Here is an 18,892-nt window from a genome sequence, read left to right as displayed (position 1 = left end):
CATGGAAGCCCAACTGAACATGACACCCGGAGAGTCTTCAATGAGCAGTGTTGTTGCCATCGTCAAAAGCATTGTTGGTCAGGTTTTCGTGGTGTCCCCAGAGGGCATCCGCCGCATTCTCGTTGAAGGCGACCGCCTGTCCGTCGGCGACCAGATCGACACCGGTTTGTCCGGTGCCGTGTCCCTGGAACTGGCCGATGGCCGCACCATCGACCTGGGCCGTGACACTCAGTGGAGCGCCTCTACACCCGACTCCAGCGCTGATCTGGCAGAAGCCACCGCGCAGGCCGCACCGTCGGTTGAAGAACTGCAACAAGCCATCGTTGCCGGCGCTGACCCGACAAAAGACCTGGAAGCCACCGCAGCCGGTCCGTCGGCTTCGGGCTCTGGCGGTGGTGCCGCCGGCGGTGGTCACAGCTTCGTGATGCTCGACGCCACGGCTGGCCGCGTGGACCCGACCATCGGGTTCCCGACTGCGGGCATCAACGGTGCAGGCAGAGCCGCGCAGAACGACATCGGCGGCCAGACCTCCGACAGCACCGCCAACGCCCTGCGTGATTCGACCTTGAGCCTCAGCGCCACGCCGACCATCACCGAAGCCGGTGGCGTGCTGGTGTACACCGCGACCCTGACCCAGGCTCCGCTGACCGACCTGACCGTTACCCTGTCCAACGGTGCCGTGATCGTGATTCCTGCCGGTTCGACCACCGGCACCGTCAACGTGCCACTGGCGCCGAATGACACTGTTTATAACGATCCGGGCCAGATCGACGTGACCGTCACCGGCACCACCGGCGGCAGCGGCATCACCGTGACAGTGCCGACCACCCCGGTCGTCACCCAGGTGACTGACACCGTCGACACCACCACCGTCACGCTGACGGCCGGACCGAATGTCACCGAAGGCGGGCAGATTACCTACACCGCGACGCTGACCAACCCGGCGCAGACGCCGGTGACCGTCACCCTGTCGAACGGCTCGACCATCACCATCGGCGCAGGCCAGACCACCGGCACCGTCAACGTGCCGACCCCGGCCAATGACGTCTACAACAACGGCAGCACCGTCAGCACTACGATTACCGGCGCTACCGGTGGCAACTTTGAGAACCTGGTGCCAGACACCACGCCAGCCGTTACCACCATCACCGATTCGATCGACAACACCAACCTGACGCTCACCGCGACCGGTTCGGTGGTCGAAGGCGGCCCGATCACTTACACCGCTACGTTGAGCAATCCGGCGGGCACTCCGGTGACCGTGACCTTGAGCAATGGCTCGGTCATCAGCATCGAAGCAGGCCAGACCACCGGAACTGTTGTTGTCGAGACGGCGGCCAATGATGTGTATGTGAACGGCAGCACGGTCAGCACCACCATTACCGGCGCTACCGGTGGCAACTTTGAAAACCTGGTGCCGGGCACCACGCCAGCCGTGACCACCATCACCGATTCGATCGACAGCACCAACCTGACGCTCACCGCGACCGGTTCGGTGGTCGAAGGCGGCCCGATCACTTACACCGCTACGTTGAGCAATCCGGCGGGCACTCCGGTGACCGTGACCTTGAGCAATGGCTCGGTCATCAGCATCGAAGCAGGCCAGACCACCGGCACTGTTGTTGTCGAGACGGCGGCCAATGATGTGTATGTGAACGGCAGCACGGTCAGCACCACCATTACCGGCGCTACCGGTGGCAACTTTGAAAACCTGGTGCCGGACACCACGCCAGCCGTGACCACCATCACCGATTCGATCGACAGCACCGGCCTGAGCCTCACGGCTACTGGCACCGTCGTCGAAGGTGGCCAGATCACCTACACCGCGACGCTGACCAACCCGGCCGGCACACCGATGACGGTGACGTTGAGCAACGGTTCAGTCATCACCATCGATGCGGGCAAATCCACCGGTACCGTGACCATTGATGCGCCGAAGGATGATGTCTACATCGACGCCGGCACCGTTCAGGCCACCATCACCGGTACCTCCGGCGGCAATTTCGAGAACCTGGTGCCGAGCGACGTGCCAGCGGTGACCGAAGTTACCGACACCGACAACACCACCAACCTCAGCCTGAGCGCGACAGGCTCTGTCGCTGAAGGCGGTCAGATCACCTACACCGCGACGCTGACCAACCCGGCCGGCACACCGATGACGGTGACGCTGAGCAACGGTTCAGTCATCACCATCGATGCGGGCAAATCCACCGGTACCGTGACCATTGATGCGCCGAAGGATGATGTCTACATCGACGCCGGCACCGTTCAGGCCACCATCACCGGTACCTCCGGCGGCAATTTCGAAAACCTGGTGCCGAGCGACGTGCCAGCGGTGACCGAAGTTACCGACACCGACAACACCACCAACCTCAGCCTGAGCGCGACAGGTTCTGTCGCTGAAGGCGGTCAGATCACCTACACCGCGACGCTGACCAACCCGGCCGGCACACCGATGACGGTGACGCTGAGCAACGGTTCGGTCATCACCATCGATGCGGGCAAATCCACCGGTACCGTGACCATTGATGCGCCGAAGGATGATGTCTACATCGACGCCGGCACCGTTCAGGCCACCATCACCGGTACCTCCGGCGGCAATTTCGAAAACCTGGTGCCGAGCGACGTGCCAGCGGTGACCGAAGTTACCGACACCGACAACACCACCAACCTCAGCCTGAGCGCGACAGGTTCTGTCGCTGAAGGCGGTCAGATCACCTACACCGCGACGCTGACCAACCCGGCCGGCACACCGATGACGGTGACGCTGAGCAACGGTTCGGTCATCACCATCGATGCGGGCAAATCCACCGGCACCGTGACCGTCAAGGCGCCGGTGGATGATGTTTACATTGACGCTGGTACCGTTCAGGCAACCATCACCGGCACCACCGGTGGCAACTTCGAGAACCTGGTGCCAAGCACGGTTCCGGCCGTGACCAACGTCGCCGACACCACCAACACCACGCACCTGACCTTGCGCGCCGAAGTCGTTGTGCTCGAAGGCGACCACATCACTTACACCGCTACCTTGACCAACGCCGCGCAAACGCCGGTGACCGTCAAGCTCAGCAATGGCGAGACCATCGTCATCGAGGCTGGCAAAACCTCCGGTTCGGTAACCATTCCAGCGCCGAGCGATGACGTTTACCGAGACCTCAGTAAACTCACCGTGACCATGACCGAGGCCACCGGCGGCAACTTCGAAAAACTCGACGTCAGCAAGGCACCGGCCAGCACCATTGTCCTCGACACCCTCGACAAGACGACGTTGAGCCTGTCGGCCAGTGAGTCCGTCAGCGAAGGTGGCCAGATCACCTACACCGCTACCCTGAGCAATCCGGCCGGCACCGCCATGACCGTGACCCTGTTCAACGGCGTCGTGATCAACATCGCCGCCGGCGCCATGACCGGTTCGGCGAATTTCGCAGTACACGCAAACACCCCGTACATCGATGGCGGCAAGGTCGTGACCGCGATTGCCACCCACAGCGGCGGCAACTTCGAACTGGTCGACACCAACCGTTTGCCGGTGGCCACCGCAGTGACCGACACTGTCGATACCACCACCGTTTCGCTGACCGCCACCGCCAACGTCAACGAAGGCGGCTCGATTGTTTACACCGCGACCCTGAGCAATCCGGCCGGCACACCGGTCACCGTGACCCTGTCGAACAAAGCCGTGATCACCATCAAGGCCGGTGAAACCACCGGCACCGTGACCCTCGATGCGCCGAAGGATGACGTCTACATCGACGCCGGCACCGTTCAGGCAACCATCACCGGCGCCACCGGCGGCAACTTCGAGAGCCTGGTACCGAGCACGGTTCCGGCCGTGACCAACGTCGCCGATACCGTCAACACCACCACCGTATCGCTGACCGCCACCGGCAACGTCAATGAAGGTGGCCAGATCACCTACACCGCTACCCTCACCAATGCGGCCGGTGCCCCGGTGACCGTGACCCTGTCGAACAACGCCGTGATCACCATCAAGGCCGGTGAAACCACCGGTACCGTGACCGTCGATGCGCCGAAGGACGATGCCTACATCGACGCCGGCACCGTTCAGGCAACCATCACCGGCGCCACCGGCGGCAACTTCGAGAGCCTGGTACCGAGCACGGTTCCGGCCGTGACCAACGTGGCCGATACCGTCAACACCACCACCGTTTCGCTGACCGCCACCGCCAACGTCAACGAAGGCGGCTCGATTGTTTACACCGCGACCCTGACCAATCCGGCCGGCACTCCAGTCACCGTGACCCTGTCGAACAACGCCGTGATCACCATCAAGGCCGGTGAAACCATCGGTACCGTGACCGTCGATGCGCCGAAGGACGATGCCTACATCGACGCCGGCACCGTTCAGGCAACCATCACCGGCACCACCGGTGGCAACTTCGAGAACCTGGTGCCGAGCACGGTTCCGGCCGTGACCAACGTCGCCGACACCACCAACACCACGCACCTGACCTTGCGCGCCGAAGTCGTTGTGCTCGAAGGCGACCACATCACTTACACCGCTACCTTGACCAACGCCGCGCAAACGCCGGTGACCGTCAAGCTCAGCAATGGCGAGACCATCGTCATCGAGGCTGGCAAAACCTCCGGTTCGGTAACCATTCCAGCGCCGAGCGATGACGTTTACCGAGACCTCAGTAAACTCACCGTGACCATGACCGAGGCCACCGGCGGCAACTTCGAAAAACTCGACGTCAGCAAGGCACCGGCCAGCACCATTGTCCTCGACACCCTCGACAAGACGACGTTGAGCCTGTCGGCCAGTGAATCCGTCAGCGAAGGTGGCCAGATCACCTACACCGCTACCCTGAGCAATCCGGCCGGCACCGCCATGACCGTGACCCTGTTCAACGGCGTCGTGATCAACATCGCCGCCGGCGCCATGACCGGTTCGGCGAATTTCGCAGTACACGCAAACACCCCGTACATCGATGGCGGCAAGGTCGTGACCGCGATTGCCACCCACAGCGGCGGCAACTTCGAACTGGTCGACACCAACCGTTTGCCGGTGGCCACCGCAGTGACCGACACTGTCGATACCACCACCGTTTCGCTGACCGCCACCGCCAACGTCAACGAAGGCGGCTCGATTGTTTACACCGCGACCCTGAGCAATCCGGCCGGCACACCGGTCACCGTGACCCTTTCGAACAAAGCCGTGATCACCATCAAGGCCGGTGAAACCACCGGCACCGTGACCGTCGATGCGCCGAAGGACGATGTCTACATCGACGCCGGCACCGTTCAGGCAACCATCACCGGCGCCACCGGCGGCAACTTCGAGAGCCTGGTACCGAGCACGGTTCCGGCCGTGACCAACGTCGCCGACACCGTCAATAACAGCACCGTATCGCTGTCCGCCACCCCCGGCACCACAGAAGGCGGCATGGTGGTTTACACCGCGTCCGTCACCTCACCCGTTACCGGCTCGCCAGTAGTGGTGACCCTGTCCAACAAACAGACCATCACCATCCCGGTCGGCGAAAGCTCCGCCAGCGTCAACTTCACCGCTCCGAACGATGCATTGGCTGGCGACAAAACACTGAGCGTGAAAATCGATGGCGCCAGCGGTGGCAACTACGAAAACCTCGTGCCGGATAAAACACCGGCCGTGACTACGGTGACCGACACCGTCGAAACCACCACCGTTTCGCTGACTGCCACAGGTTCTGTTGCTGAAGGCGGCTCGATTGTTTACACCGCTACCCTGAGCAATCCGGCCGGCACACCGGTCACCGTGACCCTGTCGAACAAAGCCGTGATCACCATCAAGGCCGGTGAAACCACCGGCACCGTGACCGTCGATGCGCCGAAGGATGACGTCTACATCGACGCCGGCACCGTTCAGGCAACCATCACCAGCGCCGCCGGCGGCAATTTCGAAAACCTGGTGCCGAGCAACGTTCCAGCGGTGACCGAAGTTACCGACACCCGCAACACGACTGAAGTCAGCATTACCGGCACCGCTTCCGTGACCGAAGGGGGAGTTGCAAGTTACACGGTCAACCTGACCCACCCGGCGCAGACCGATGTGACCGTGAAAATCGTCTACAGCGGTACCGCCGCCGATGGTTCGGACTTCCACGGCGTGTACACCGTGGTTATCCCGAAGGACGCCAGCAGTGCACCGTTCACTGTCGCCACCATCGATAACACGATCACCGAAGGCACCGAAAACTTCGTGGTCAAGATCGACTCGGCCACCGGTGGCAACTTCGAGAACCTCGCGATCAGTACGTCGAACGGCAGTGTCAGCACCTCGATCGTCGACAACGATGCTCCACCGGTCCTCGACCTGGATGCCGATAACTCCAGCGGTGCCACCGGCGCCGACTACACGGTAACCTTCACCGAAAACACCACGGGTGCAGGCGTGTCGATTGCCGACACCGACATCAGCATCGCCGATCCGGACAGCACCATGCTGACCGGTGCGACCATCGTGCTGACCAACTATCAGAACGGCGATGCGCTGAACCTGAGCAACAACCCCAACGGCACCATCAATGCCACCCGCACCGTTGGCACCGATGGCACCGTTACCGTGACTCTGTCGGGCAACGCGACGCTGGCCGACTACATGCAGCAGATCAATAACATCACTTTCACCAACAACAGTGAAAACCCGAGCACTGTGCCGCGCACCATCACCGTGACAGTGACCGACGGCGGCAACTACTCCAACACCGCGACCACAACGGTCAACGTGGTGGCGGTCAATGACGCGCCGACCTCTGCGCCGGTCAACGTCATCGGCACAGAAGACACTCCGCTGGTGCTCAATTGGTCGACCTTCGGTGTCACCGACGTCGACAGCCCAGCCGCCAACCTGGGCGTGCAAATCACCGGGCTGCCAAGCGATGGCAAACTGCAGTACCTGGACGGTTCGACCTGGAAGGACGTCGTCGCCCTCCAAACCTTCAGCAAAGCCGACATCGATGCCGAAAAGCTGCGATTCATGCCGGATGCCAACGAGTCGGGTATGGACGGTTACGGCGGCACTGCTGTGGGCAACAAAATGGCGGACTACGCACAATTCCAGTTCCAGCCAACCGATGGCCAGGCACTTGGCGCTACCGGCACGATCAAGATCGACATCACCCCGGTGGCTGACATCCCAACGTTGAGTGTCGCTAGCAACGCAGTCACCGCCACCGGGCTGATCAAGGAAGTCTGGACCGGCCTGTCCGGCCTCAACACCGGCTACGACGGTGTCGGCGGTAACGGTGCGGCAACAAACACACTGAAATCGGTGATTGACGCTGCCAGAAATCCAACCAGCACCAGCACCGTCACCGACGTCCAGTCCAACGGCGGTGTCGCCTCCGGCACAGCCTCGAAAACGTCTGGCCTGATCTACCTCGAAGCGGGCAAGACCTACACGTTCAGCGGCAGCGCTGACGACAGTCTGCTGGTGACCATCGGCGGGAATAACGTAGCCAGCGGCTTGTGGGGCAAAGGTGGGACGATCACCGGTACGGGGTTCACTCCGACCACCAGCGGTTACTACACCCTCGACATTTACCACCACAACCAGAGCGGCCCGGGCAGCTATGACGTCAATCTGTCGGTCAATGGCAGTACGCCAGTCGACCTGAGCAGTGCCGGCGTGCCGATCTACACCGGCGTGCAGGATCTGGTGAATGCCGGCATGACCGTCTCCAACTTGCACGGCAGCAATGGCGAGGGCTACTACGACGGCTACAAACTCAACACGGGCCTGGAAGGCACCAGTGTGAAATTGTCCGCCATCACAACCGCCCTGACCGACACCGACGGCTCGGAAACCCTGAGCGTGAAGATCAGCGGTGCACCGGTCGGCTCAGTACTCACCGATGGCGCAGGCCACAGTTTCACCGTCACGGCGAACAACGGCGAAGCCAACGTCACCGGCTGGACGCTCACTAGCCTGACCGTAACCCCGCCACCGTACTACAACGGCCAGTTCAACCTGACCGTGACATCAACCTCCAAAGAGGCACACGGCGGTTCAGTGCCAACCACGGCCGAGATTCCGGTCACGATTTATCCAGCGGTGTACAAAGCCACCACCGCAACAGCGGGCGACGATACGGTCACTGGCATCGATGGCAATGACATCATTGTGGCGGACATCGGTGGGCTGAAGGTCGTACCGGGCCAGAATTACAATATCGCGTTCATGGTCGACAGCTCGGGCAGCATGAGCGAGTCGTCGATCATCGCCGCCAAAGAGTCGCTGACGTCGGTGTTCAGCACACTCAAGCAGAGCCTGGGCGGCAGCAATTCGGGGACGGTGAAAATCTTCCTGGTGGACTTCGACACCCAAGTCAACAAGTCGGTATCGGTGAACCTCAATGACACCGACGCTCTGACCCAACTGAAGTCGATTCTGGATTCGATGACCTCCGGTGGCGGTACCAACTACGAAGACGTGTTCAAAACCACGGCCAACTGGTTTAAAAGTTCGGCCGCATTGGGGGCGAACAACCTCACGTATTTCATTACTGACGGCAAGCCGACCTACTATCAAAGCAGCGAGTCGACGAACCCGACCCTGTATGACGGCAAAACCCTCGATAGCCTGATCAACACCGGCAACTATAAGCTGGGGACAGCGGCCACCCTTAACCCCGACAGCACGCACCAGATCCAGATTAGCGAGTCAGGCCGCGTGACGCTCCGGACCCTGACGAGCGATGGTAACGGCCATGGCAACAACGGCAATGGCAACGGCAATGGCAACAACGGGACTAGTTGGTCTGACACGCACGTGGGCTATCTGCATGCCCAAGGCGACGGCACCTACGAGTTGTCGAGCCTGGCCGGTAGCGGTAACAGCACCGATTGGTGGACTACCGACAACTCGACCAGCGGTTTCGCATTACTGAGCAAACTGTCGAACGTCGAAGCCATCGGCCTCAACAACGGCGTGAACCTCGACGACCTGAAGCCATACGACTCGAATACAGCACCGCAAACCAACATCGACCCGTCAGATCTGGCCAACGCGATTCTTGGCCACAGCGCGGCCGCACTGCCGGGCAAAGACTACGTTAGCGGCGGCGAAGGCAATGACCTGATTTTCGGCGACCTGGTGAGTTTCAATGGCGTAACCGGTGAGGGCTACACCGCGCTTCAGTCTTTCGTCGGCCTGCAAACCGGCGCCGAGACCAGCCAAGTCACCCCAAGCAACGTGCACCAGTACATCACCGAGAATTACAACGCGTTCGATGTGTCTGGCGCTCATGATGGCGGCGATACGCTGTTGGGTGGTGCCGGCAACGACATCATTTTTGGCCAGGGTGGCATCGACACTCTCTACGGCGGCACCGGCAATGACATTCTGCTCGGTGGTACCGGTGATGACATGCTGGACGGTGGCGACGGCAATGACGTTCTCCTGGGTGGAAAAGGCAATGACACCCTGATCGGCGGCCTGGGTGGCGACACCTTCGTCTGGAAAGCAGGCGATACCGGCAACGACGTGATCAAGGACTTCAACGCCGACCAAGGCGATCGCATCGACCTGCGCGATCTGTTGCAGGGTGAAACCGGCAGCACCATCGACAACTTCCTGAAGATCACGGAGGCTGGCGTACTACAAGTCAGCAGTACAGGCCAGTTCAACTCGGGCAACGCAGCCGCCGCTACGCCGGACGTGACGATCAAACTGGAAGGCAACAACTGGTCATCCGCCAACCTGCACAACCTGATTGCCGGTAGCGACCCGACCATTAAGGTCGACCATAACAACAGCTGATGCACAAATAACGGCCGCCCCTTGTGGGGCGGCCGTCACGTTTGTGATCAAGGCCCGATGACGATTTCGTCGGCGCGCCTCATACTGGCGTGCAGTTGGCCTATGCTGCTGACAGCATGACGCTGGTTCATTCTGAGGGATGCTCAATGTTTTACGTGCAACGCGATGCGCAAGGCCAATTGGTTCGCGTGGAAGCCGCGGCTTATGCCGAGGCCACGGAAACGCTGTCGGCCGACCATCATGAAATCCAGGCCTGGTACGCCAACGAAACCGTTGAGCACAGCCTGAACCACCTCAAGCGAAGCGACTCGGAAATGATCCGGGTACTCGACGACTTGATTCAGGTGCTGACCCAGAAAGGTGTAATCCGCGTCACCGACCTGCCACCGGCGGCACAAGCCAAGCTCATGGACCGAACCCAGGCCCGTGAAGCGTTGGGAGGCTTGAGCCATTTGATTGATGAAGATGAGGGAGGGTTGATCTAACCCCCCCCGCCATCGTTGCCTGTACTGACGCCATCGCGGGTTTTTCCGCGATGAGTATCACTCGGTCTTGCTGACCGCCATCAAGCCTTGGGCTTGGTCTTCTTCGCTGCTAATACCCTGGCAAAACGTCGGATTTTTCCTCGATGTTTTGGACGGTTTCATCACGCGAAAACGCTCTTCCTACACCCAGAAAACACAACCCGATAAACCTTGTTTAGCGGCCTTCATAGTTACTTCATGAAAGCCACAACACCTTGTGCCTTTGCCTACAGTTGCGCCAGAATCCGCCGGCTTGTGCGCCTTGGCGCAGCTCAGTAACTTGATCCCCGTCACTGCCTATCAGTGATCGGGTTTAGTAGCCCATGGGTTGTTAGCAAGGTGCATAGCGTTCTCGTCAGTCAGGCTCATAGGTCTGCACTTGATGGTGGCTGTGCGTAGGGCGCCTTCGGGTGCGCCGGTTTTGCTAACTCCCCCGGTCTACTAACCTGCGTACAGCTGCCACCCACTTCGTTTAGTAGCGAGGCGGTTGCGGCTCCATTCAGGGAGTTTGCAAACATGTTCAAGGTGACACCCAATCCGCCGGAAACAGATCCGGCATCGCCCTACGAACCCCTCGACGCCCACACGCTTCAAGAAGCCACCGAACGCGCCCTTGACCCTCACATTCCACCGGCAGAAAAGAAACCACCCAAGCGCAACGGCCAACTCTTCAGCGTCTGCCCGGGCATCAACACTGAAGCACTCCTGGCCAACGCCTCAGAAGATTTGCTGTCCATCAGCGCCATCGCCGCCGGCCTCGCAGACGATGTGGATGGCTCACGCCGCTCCATTGCGTTGGCGGTCAGCCGCATGGCCGACGGGGTGCATCTGCTGATAGAGCAGGCACTGGATCATCTGAATGAACCCGAAATGGCCGCAATCATTGCCAGGCAACAAGGCCAGGCGGGCTGATCCGCTGAACCAGAAACAAAAAAATGGGCACCCAACCTGATTGGCGTGCCCATTTTTAATGCCGTCCCGCGATACGCGAGCGGTGGATATCACTTACGGATTAACGCTGTCTTTCAACGATTTACCTGGCTTGAACGCTACGGTGTTGCTGGCCTTGATTTTGACGGGTTCACCGGTTTGCGGGTTTTTGCCGGTGCGGGCACCGCGGTGGCGCTGCAGGAAGGTGCCGAAGCCCACCAGCGTTACGCTGTCTTTGCGGTGCAGGGCGCCGGTGATTTCTTCCAGCACGGCGTTGAGAACGCGGTTGGCTTGCTCTTTGGTGAGGTCTGCTTTTTCAGCAATGGCGGCGGCGAGATCTGGTTTACGCATATGAGTGAAGCCCCTTTGACGGTTTGTTGTTGTTATGTCCGTGCTGCTCTCTGCGGAGCAGCGCCCAAAGCGCCGCAGGTGCTCTACTCTGCGGCAGACGGGAGTGAGGATGGCACGCAGCGAGGCCCCGCGCCAGTATCGACGCGGCCATTGTTAGGGCAAAAGGGGGGTGATTCCGACAGAACGACCAGTATTTACGCCAACAGAGCCGGAAGCTCTTTGTTCAAGGCCAGTTTTTCCATCACGGCCGCGCCTGTCAGGGCATAACCGAGCAGTTTGCCCGAGGCATCGCGGCATAAAACCTTGATGTCGGCGCCCTGCCCTTCGACGGTCCAAATACCTTCTGCGCCCCGTGGTGGCGGGGAAACCACCAACGGGCACACCGGGGTTTTCACGGTGATTGGCATCGGACCATAGGTCACGGCGGTCGGGTTGCCGGCGAGGGTCTGGGCCAGCGCCCGGGCACAGCTCATCAGGGGCATGACGTACAGCAGGTTCAGGCCGTCGACTTCGGCGCAGTCGCCCAAGGCGTAGATGTTGGCGTGGGAGGTTTGCAGGTGGCGGTTGACCATCACGCCGCGATTGACCTGCAAGCCCGCCGCTGCGGCCAGGTCGATGCGTGGGCGCAGGCCGATGGCCGAGACCACCACGTCGCACGGGATCACCTGGCCGTCGGACAGGTGCGCCTCCAGGCCGTCCGCCACTTTTTGCAGGCGATTGAGCACCGGGCCGAGGTGGAAACGTGCGCCAAGGCTTTCGAGGCCAGCCTGCACCGCGGCGGCGGCGGCCGGGTGCAGCAGGGTCGGCATGACTTGTTCGCACGGGGCAACCAGTTGCACTTCGTAGCCACCCGAGGTCAGGTCGTTGGCGAATTCGCAGCCGATCAGGCCGGCACCGAGCAGCAAGACACGGCGTTTGCCGGCCGCTGCGGCGCGAAAACGGGCGTAGTCCTCGAGGTCGTTGATCGGGAACACGCTATCGGCGGCGTCGCCTTCAATCGGTACACGCACGGTTTCGGCGCCCCAGGCCAGGATCAGGTCGCGGTAGATCACCGCTTCTTCGCCGATCCACAGGCGCTTGTGGCCCGGGTCGATGCCGCTGATGCGCGTATGGGTGCGCACTTCGGCCTTCAGTTGCTCAGCCATGGCGCCGGGTTCGGCCATGCTCAGGCCGTCGGCGTCTTTGTTTTTGCCAAAACCGGTGGAGAGCATCGGTTTGGAGTAGGAGCGCCCGTCATCGGCGGTAATCAGCAGCAGCGGGGTTTCGCTATCGAGTTTGCGAAACTCGCGGGCCACGTTGTAGCCAGCGAGCCCGGTGCCAACGATTACGACAGGTGCGTTCATTCCTAACTCCTAATGTTTGATCAGTTGATTTCGATCATTTCGAAATCCATTTTGCCGACGCCGCAGTCCGGGCACAGCCAGTCTTCGGGCACGTCCTGCCACAAAGTGCCAGGCGCAATGCCGTCATCCGGCCAGCCGTCGGCTTCGTTGTAGATCAGGCCGCAGACGATACATTGCCACTTTTTCATTCAGGTACTTCCTCAGTTTTCAGGCGTTTTGCCGGCGCGAACGGTCGATGGTTGAAGCGCTGCCGTCCGGCTCAGCGCGTTTTGTACTGATCGAGCCCGGCAGATGCAAGCCTGTTCGGCGCAACGGCGGGCCGTTGAATCAATATCGGTGGCTGACATGGTAAGCTCGCCGCCTCATTTGCTGCCAATAATGACTCATTGTGCAACACACAGACGCCCCCTCCCCGACCCCGCTCTGGCGCTCCCGCAGCCGATTGGCGCGCCTGCCCGACGCCCCCATTCTGGACTGGCTTTTCGACGAAGGCTCGCTGACCCGACGCCTTATTCACCTGTCGAATGATGCCTTCAGCGTCACGCCATTGTTCGAAGGCTGGCAGCCGCTGCGCACCGATGAATGCGCTGCGCTGGACCTGGCCGAAGGCAGTGAAGGCTGGGTGCGCGAGGTGTATTTGCGTGGTCATGGCGAAACGTGGGTGTTCGCCCGCAGCGTGGCATCACGCAGTGCCTTGCAAGGCGACGGCTTGCACATGGACGAACTGGGCAGCCGCTCGCTGGGTGAGTTGCTGTTTTGCGACCGGGCGTTCCAGCGCCAAGCCATTGAGGTTTGCCATTACCCGCAAGCGTGGTTGCCGAGCGACGTGCGGGCACCTGAATTATGGGGCCGCCGTTCGCGTTTCGATCGGGGTGCGTTGAGCATCCTGGTGGCTGAAATATTCCTGCCGACCCTGTGGAACGCCGCCGGCGTCCAACCGGAGAACCGTTGATGTACCAGAGCCTGCTCAAGTCCCTGAACCGCTTGAACCCACGGGCCTGGGATTTCATTCAGTTGACCCGCATGGACAAGCCGATCGGCATTTACCTGCTGCTGTGGCCGACGCTGTGGGCGTTGTGGATTGCCGGCAAGGGCTCGCCTTCATTGGCGAACATCGTGATTTTCGTCCTCGGCGTGGTGCTGACCCGCGCAGGCGGTTGCGTGATCAACGACTGGGCCGACCGCAAGGTCGATGGCCACGTGAAACGCACCGAGCAACGCCCGCTGGTGAGCGGCAAGATCAGCTCCAAAGAAGCGCTGGTGTTCTTTGCGCTGCTGATGGGCGTGAGTTTCCTGCTGGTGCTGTGCACCAACGCCGCCACGATCTGGCTGTCGCTGGGCGGGCTCGCGCTGGCGTTCAGTTACCCGTTCATGAAGCGCTACACCTATTACCCGCAAGTGGTGCTGGGCGCGGCGTTTTCCTGGGGCATGCCGATGGCGTTCACCGCAGAAACCGGTGAATTGCCAGCTGTCGCTTGGTTGCTGTGGATCGCCAACCTGATGTGGACGGTGGGTTACGACACGTATTACGCGATGACCGACCGCGATGACGACCTGAAGATCGGGGTGAAATCTACCGCGATTCTGTTTGGCGAGGCGGACCGCGTGATCATCCTGAGCCTGCAAGGGTTGGCGCTGGGTTGCCTGTTGCTGGCGGGGTCGAAGTTTGACCTTGGCGGCTGGTTCCACCTCGGCTTGCTGACGGCGGCGGGCTGCTTTGCGTGGGAGTTCTGGTACACCCGCGACAAGGACCGGATGCGTTGCTTCAAGGCGTTTTTGCACAACCATTGGGCGGGGTTGGCGATATTCGTCGGGATTGTGCTGGATTACGCGTTGCGTTGACCGTTGGAAAGATCGCAGCCTTCGGCAGCGCCTACAGAAGGCTGCGATCATTGTTGGGTTTACATATGCTCGCGGACGACGTGCCAGACGTCTTTCATCTTGTCGCCCGTCATGTCTCCGGGCGCTTTGTCCTTGACGAAGTAGTACAGCGGCTTGCCACCGTAAGCCCACTGCATCGTCCCGTCGTCACGGGTGATGACTGTCCATTTACCTTCAGGCTTGGCGCCCGCCTCGGCCTTCAGCGGCGGCCAGTTTTCTGCGCATTGCCCGGTGCACACCGACTTGCCACCCGTGTCCTTGTCGAAGGTGTACAAGGTCATGCCTTTATGGTCGGTCATCATGCCGTCTTTCATCATCGCCGGTTCGCCAGCAAAGGCCATCGAAGGCAACAGCAGCGCGGCCGCCAGTAGCAACGCTTTAAAGGAATGCGCGTGTTGTGTCATGGAAACCTTCCTTTGTGGTTGTCAGGATTCGGACTTAAAGCTTAGTTCAGGATCCAGCCAATCACCGGGCGGCTAAAATACTGTCACACGACTGCAATAATTCCGTTATCTAATGCGGCGCAAGACAGTTAAATGACAAGAGGATTAAGGCATGGTTGGCAGGAGCATTCTGATCGTCGACGACGAAGCGCCCATTCGCGAAATGATCGCCGTGGCGTTGGAAATGGCCGGCTATGACTGCCTGGAGGCAGAGAACTCGCAGCAGGCCCATGCCATTATCATCGACCGCAAACCGGACCTGATCCTGCTCGACTGGATGCTGCCCGGCACGTCTGGCATCGAGCTGGCGCGACGCCTCAAGCGTGATGAACTGACCGGGGACATCCCGATCATCATGCTCACCGCCAAGGGTGAAGAGGACAACAAGATCCAGGGCCTGGAAGTCGGCGCCGACGACTACATCACCAAACCGTTTTCCCCTCGCGAGCTGGTGGCACGCCTGAAGGCCGTGCTGCGCCGCGCCGGCCCGACCGATGGCGAGGCCCCGATTGAAGTCGGTGGCCTGCTGCTGGACCCGATCAGCCACCGCGTGACCATCGACGGCCGTCCTGCCGAGATGGGCCCGACCGAATACCGTCTGCTGCAATTCTTCATGACCCACCAGGAACGTGCCTACACCCGTGGCCAGTTGCTGGATCAGGTCTGGGGCGGCAACGTTTACGTTGAAGAGCGCACCGTCGACGTGCACATCCGCCGTCTGCGCAAAGCCCTCGGCGATGCTTACGAAAATCTGGTACAAACCGTGCGCGGCACTGGCTATCGGTTCTCGACCAAAGCCTGATCCGACCGCCAGACTCGCTGACAAGGACGCAAATTTTCCGTGAATCAAAACTGGCATGGCACCCTGATTCGCCACATGCTGCTACTGGTCACCGCCTGCCTGGTGATCGGCCTGATCACCGGCTACTACGGCTGGAGCCTTGCCGTTGGCCTGGGAATCTACCTGGCCTGGACCCTCAAACAGTTGCTGCGCCTGCACGAATGGCTGCGCCTGCACAAACCCGATGAAGCGCCACCCGACGGCTACGGCCTGTGGGGCGAGGTGTTCGACAGCATCTATCACCTGCAACGCCGCGACCAACGGGTGCGCGGGCGCCTGCAAGCGGTGATCGACCGGGTTCAGGAGTCCACCGCCGCGCTGAAAGATGCGGTGATCATGCTCGACTCCGATGGCAACCTGGAGTGGTGGAACCGCGCCGCCGAAACCCTGCTGGGCCTCAAGACCCCGCAAGACAGCGGCCAACCGGTGACCAACCTGGTGCGCCATCCGCGCTTCAAAGAATACTTCGAGCAGGACAGCTACGCCGAACCGCTGGAAATCCCTTCGCCGACCAACGACCGCGTGCGCATCCAGCTGTACATCACTCGCTACGGCAACAACGAGCACCTGATGCTGGTACGCGACGTCACGCGCATTCATCAGCTGGAACAGATGCGCAAAGACTTCATCGCCAACGTCTCCCACGAGCTGCGCACGCCGCTGACGGTGATCTGCGGCTACCTGGAAACCCTGCTCGACAACGTCGAGGAAGTGAACCCGCGCTGGACCCGAGCCCTGCAGCAGATGCAGCAACAGGGCGGGCGCATGCAGACGCTGCTCAACGACCTGCTGCTGCTGGCCAAACTGGAAGCCACCGATTACCCGTCGGACAACCAGCCCGTGCCCATCGACGGTTTGCTGCAATCGATCAAGAGTGATGCCCAACAGCTCTCGGGGCAGAAAAACCAACGCATCACCCTGGAAGCCGATGCGACGATTCTGCTCAAGGGCAGCGAAGCCGAATTGCGTAGCGCGTTTTCCAACCTGGTGTTCAACGCGGTGAAGTACACCCCGGCCGAAGGCAATATCCGCATTCGCTGGTGGGGCGATGACCAGGGGGCACACCTGAGCGTGCAGGATTCCGGGATCGGTATCGACAGCAAACACCTGCCGCGCCTGACCGAACGCTTCTATCGCGTCGACTCCAGCCGCAACTCCAACACCGGCGGCACCGGCCTTGGGCTGGCAATCGTCAAGCACGTACTGCTGCGCCACCGCGCGCGGATGGAAATCAGCAGCGTGCCCGGTCACGGCAGCACCTTTACCTGCCATTTCGCGCCGGCTCAGGTCACTCGATCCCGGCTTATCAGCACCACGGATTGATACCGGCCAGCACGCGCCACTAGGCAATCGACAAGTCAGCCGCTACATTGGTTGACTTGTGCCTGCCTTTCAGGCGCGATTTTTTCTTCCCTTTTGAATTACACGGAACCCGCAAAACTCCATCATGGACCCTTCCCCTGGTTTGACCCTCGCTACCATTTTCGCCGACTTCGGCATGATTCTTTTTGCTTTGATCCTGGTTTTGCTCAACGGATTCTTCGTTGCGGCGGAATTTGCCATGGTCAAACTGCGCTCGACCCGGGTCGAGGCCATCGCTGAACAGAACGGCTGGCGCGGGCACATCCTGCGCACCGTGCACAATCAGCTCGATGCCTACCTGTCGGCCTGTCAGCTGGGTATTACCCTGGCTTCCCTGGGCCTTGGCTGGGTCGGTGAGCCGGCCTTCGCGCACATTCTTGAGCCGTTGCTGAGCGCCGTCGGCGTCGAGTCGGCCGAGATCGTCAAGGGCGTGTCGTTCTTCACCGCGTTCTTCATCATTTCCTACCTGCACATTGTGGTCGGCGAGCTGGCCCCGAAATCCTGGGCCATCCGCAAACCCGAATTGCTGTCGCTGTGGACCGCCGTACCGCTGTACCTGTTCTACTGGGCCATGTACCCGGCCATTTACCTGCTCAACGCCAGCGCCAACGCCATTCTGCGCATCGCCGGCCAGGGTGAGCCCGGCCCGCATCACGAGCACCACTACAGCCGTGAGGAACTGAAACTGATCCTGCACTCCAGCCGTGGCCAGGACCCGAGTGACCAAGGCATGCGCGTACTGGCTTCGGCAGTGGAAATGGGCGAGCTGGAAGTGGTCGACTGGGCCAACTCCCGCGAAGACCTGGTGACCCTGGAGTTCAACGCACCGCTCAAGGAAATCCTGGCGATGTTCCGTCGCCACAAGTTCAGCCGTTATCCGGTGTACGACAGCGAGCGCCAGGAGTTCGTCGGCCTGCTGCACATCAAGGACCTGCTGCTGGAACTGGCAGCCCTGGACCACATCCCGGAGTCGTTCAACCTGGCTGAACTGACCCGCCCGCTGGAGCGCGTGTCGCGGCACATGCCGCTGTCGCAATTGCTGGAACAGTTCCGCAAGGGTGGCTCGCACTTCGCCGTGGTCGAAGAGGCCGATGGCAACATCATCGGCTACCTGACCATGGAAGACGTGCTGGAAGTGCTGGTCGGCGATATTCAGGACGAACACCGCAAGGCCGAACGCGGCATTCTCGCCTATCAACCGGGCAAGCTGCTGGTACGGGGCGATACGCCGCTGTTCAAGGTTGAGCGCCTGCTGGGCATCGACCTCGACCACGTCGAAGCCGAAACCCTCGCCGGGCTGGTCTACGAAAGCCTGAAACGGGTTCCGGAAGAGGAAGAAGTGCTGGAAGTCGAAGGTTTGCGGATCATCATCAAGAAGATGAAAGGACCGAAGATCGTTCTGGCCAAGGTGTTGATGCTGGATTGACGTCTATCGCGAACCTGTAGGAGCC

The 18,892-nt window shown here is 60.8% G+C and carries 12 protein-coding genes; 8 read left to right on the top strand and 4 right to left on the bottom strand.

Features of this window, described 5'->3' with window-relative positions:
• Positions 1–40 precede the first annotated feature (40 nt).
• The 3 genes from CKW15_RS04125 to CKW15_RS04115 all read left to right on the top strand — a co-directional run bounded on the left by CKW15_RS04125 (position 41) and on the right by CKW15_RS04115 (position 11,202).
• A complete protein-coding gene (locus tag CKW15_RS04125) occupies positions 41–9,766 on the top strand; it encodes a retention module-containing protein (protein ID WP_095151683.1) in 9,726 nt (3,241 codons plus the stop codon).
• A 146-nt stretch (positions 9,767–9,912) separates the two neighbouring features.
• Positions 9,913–10,251, top strand: a complete 339-nt coding sequence (locus CKW15_RS04120) for a tryptophan synthase subunit beta (RefSeq protein WP_095057846.1) — start codon at positions 9,913–9,915, stop codon at positions 10,249–10,251.
• 555 nt (positions 10,252–10,806) lie between these two features.
• Complete coding sequence (locus CKW15_RS04115; protein WP_095151682.1) at positions 10,807–11,202, top strand: DUF6124 family protein; 396 nt, start codon at positions 10,807–10,809, stop codon at positions 11,200–11,202.
• A 93-nt stretch (positions 11,203–11,295) separates the two neighbouring features.
• On the opposite strand, the gene CKW15_RS04110 is transcribed toward CKW15_RS04115, so the two are convergent.
• From CKW15_RS04110 to CKW15_RS04100, 3 genes are all read right to left on the bottom strand, one after another.
• The gene (locus tag CKW15_RS04110) at positions 11,296–11,571 is read right to left on the bottom strand and encodes an HU family DNA-binding protein (RefSeq protein ID WP_003195589.1); all 276 of its coding nucleotides are present in this window, start codon (positions 11,569–11,571) and stop codon (positions 11,296–11,298) included.
• Between the two features lie 194 nt (positions 11,572–11,765).
• Positions 11,766–12,914, bottom strand: coding sequence for an NAD(P)/FAD-dependent oxidoreductase (locus CKW15_RS04105; RefSeq protein ID WP_095057848.1), 1,149 nt, complete (start codon positions 12,912–12,914; stop codon positions 11,766–11,768).
• A 20-nt stretch (positions 12,915–12,934) separates the two neighbouring features.
• Positions 12,935–13,102 (bottom strand): rubredoxin, encoded by a 168-nt coding sequence (locus tag CKW15_RS04100; RefSeq protein ID WP_003437744.1) that lies wholly within the window; start codon positions 13,100–13,102, stop codon positions 12,935–12,937.
• A 200-nt stretch (positions 13,103–13,302) separates the two neighbouring features.
• Here CKW15_RS04100 and CKW15_RS04095 point away from each other — a divergent pair, with 200 nt between their 5' ends.
• Together CKW15_RS04095 and ubiA are read left to right on the top strand one after the other, a co-directional pair.
• Positions 13,303–13,866 carry a chorismate lyase gene (locus CKW15_RS04095; RefSeq protein ID WP_095151681.1) on the top strand — a complete coding sequence of 188 codons (564 nt, stop codon included), beginning with the start codon at positions 13,303–13,305 and terminating at the stop codon, positions 13,864–13,866.
• Positions 13,866–14,756 (top strand): 4-hydroxybenzoate octaprenyltransferase, encoded by an 891-nt coding sequence (gene ubiA, locus CKW15_RS04090; RefSeq protein WP_095151680.1) that lies wholly within the window; start codon positions 13,866–13,868, stop codon positions 14,754–14,756. The genes CKW15_RS04095 and ubiA overlap by 1 nt, the downstream gene beginning before the upstream one ends.
• A gap of 59 nt (positions 14,757–14,815) precedes the next feature.
• Here the strand turns inward: ubiA and CKW15_RS04085 are convergent, their stop codons facing one another.
• The gene (locus CKW15_RS04085; protein ID WP_095057851.1) at positions 14,816–15,199 is read right to left on the bottom strand and encodes a hypothetical protein; all 384 of its coding nucleotides are present in this window, start codon (positions 15,197–15,199) and stop codon (positions 14,816–14,818) included.
• A gap of 151 nt (positions 15,200–15,350) precedes the next feature.
• Between CKW15_RS04085 and phoB the strand changes: the two genes are divergently transcribed.
• The 3 genes from phoB (at position 15,351) to CKW15_RS04070 (ending at position 18,867) form a co-directional block, all read left to right on the top strand.
• Positions 15,351–16,040 (top strand): phosphate regulon transcriptional regulator PhoB, encoded by a 690-nt coding sequence (gene phoB / locus CKW15_RS04080; RefSeq protein WP_095151679.1) that lies wholly within the window; start codon positions 15,351–15,353, stop codon positions 16,038–16,040.
• 75 nt (positions 16,041–16,115) lie between these two features.
• A complete protein-coding gene (phoR, locus tag CKW15_RS04075) occupies positions 16,116–17,402 on the top strand; it encodes a phosphate regulon sensor histidine kinase PhoR (RefSeq protein ID WP_256580321.1) in 1,287 nt (428 codons plus the stop codon).
• A gap of 124 nt (positions 17,403–17,526) precedes the next feature.
• Positions 17,527–18,867, top strand: coding sequence for a hemolysin family protein (locus tag CKW15_RS04070; RefSeq protein WP_095057853.1), 1,341 nt, complete (start codon positions 17,527–17,529; stop codon positions 18,865–18,867).
• The last annotated feature ends 25 nt before the right edge of the window (positions 18,868–18,892 follow it).

Source organism: Pseudomonas sp. Irchel s3b5, assembly GCF_900187435.1.
GTDB lineage: Bacteria > Pseudomonadota > Gammaproteobacteria > Pseudomonadales > Pseudomonadaceae > Aquipseudomonas.
Note: the sequence above shows the minus strand (reverse complement) of the source record. Positions and strands in the feature narration are given on the sequence as shown.